Consider the following 1,106-nt stretch of genomic DNA (forward strand, 5'->3'; position numbering starts at 1 on the left):
TTGACCAGACGATTTTACCTTCACGAGCATCCCAAGCAATGAAGTTACCCAAGTGCGTGCTGCCTTCTGGTGGGTACATGCTCAATGTCGCACCAACGTATGGTTGACCGGCTACGTATTCAACTTCGAATGGTTCGTAGTCCATGCAAACATGGTTAGTTGGAACATAGAACAGACCTGTGCGTGGTGAGAATGCCGCTGGCTGTTGATCTTTTGTACCCAATGCTGCTGGGCAGATACCAGTGGTGTTCACGTCTTCACCGTTACGTGCAGTTGAGTATTTCGCTACACGATCATGCAGACCAGTTTTCAGGTTAACGCCATTTGACCAGTTAACTGCTGGGTCAAACTTTTCAGCAACCAACAATTCACCTGTTTCACGATCCATGGTGTAACCAAAACCGTTACGGTCAAAATGCACTAACATTTTACGCATTTGGCCTTTGATTTTTTGGTCTACCAGGATGTTTTCGTTAACACCGTCATAGTCCCACTCATCGTAAGGCGTCATTTGGTAAACCCATTTCGCCATACCAGTGTCTAAATCACGACCCCACAAAGACATTGTCCATTTGTTGTCGCCTGGACGTTGTACTGGGTTCCAAGTAGATGGGTTACCGTTACCATAGTAGAACTGGTTCAGGTCAGGGTCATAAGAATACCAACCCCAAGTGGTACCACCACCGATTTTCCACTGATCACCCTGCCAAGATTTCAATGAAGAATCTTTGCCAACTGGTTTCAGCATAGACATGGTTTTTTCTGGGTCAACTAACATTTCTGCGTCAGGACCGGTGCTGTACGCTTTGTACTTAACGTTACCATCTAAGTCATAAGCTTGAACATAACCACGAACACCAAATTCACCACCTGAAATACCGACGATGATTTTGTCTTTAAATACGTGTGCAGCCGCTGTGCTGGTCGCGCCAACTTTTGGATCATCACGTTTGTCAGACCAAACCACTTCACCTGTTTTCATATCTAATGCAACAAGTGTTGTATCAGCTTGGTTCAGGAAGATTTTGCCATCGCCATAAGACAGACCACGGTTAACGGTATCGCAGCACATGACTGGTACAGTTTCATCGTAGTTTTGTTTTGGC

1 protein-coding gene is annotated in these 1,106 nt (G+C 45.5%); it reads right to left on the reverse strand.

Annotation, left to right across the window (positions count from 1 at the left end; translation table 11 throughout):
* A partial coding sequence (locus tag E8Q33_RS14985; protein WP_136555699.1) for a PQQ-dependent dehydrogenase, methanol/ethanol family occupies positions 1-1,106 on the reverse strand: 1,106 nt, incomplete at both ends.

It is taken from the genome of Methylophaga sp. SB9B (assembly GCF_004832235.1).
Classification (GTDB): domain Bacteria; phylum Pseudomonadota; class Gammaproteobacteria; order Nitrosococcales; family Methylophagaceae; genus Methylophaga; species Methylophaga muralis.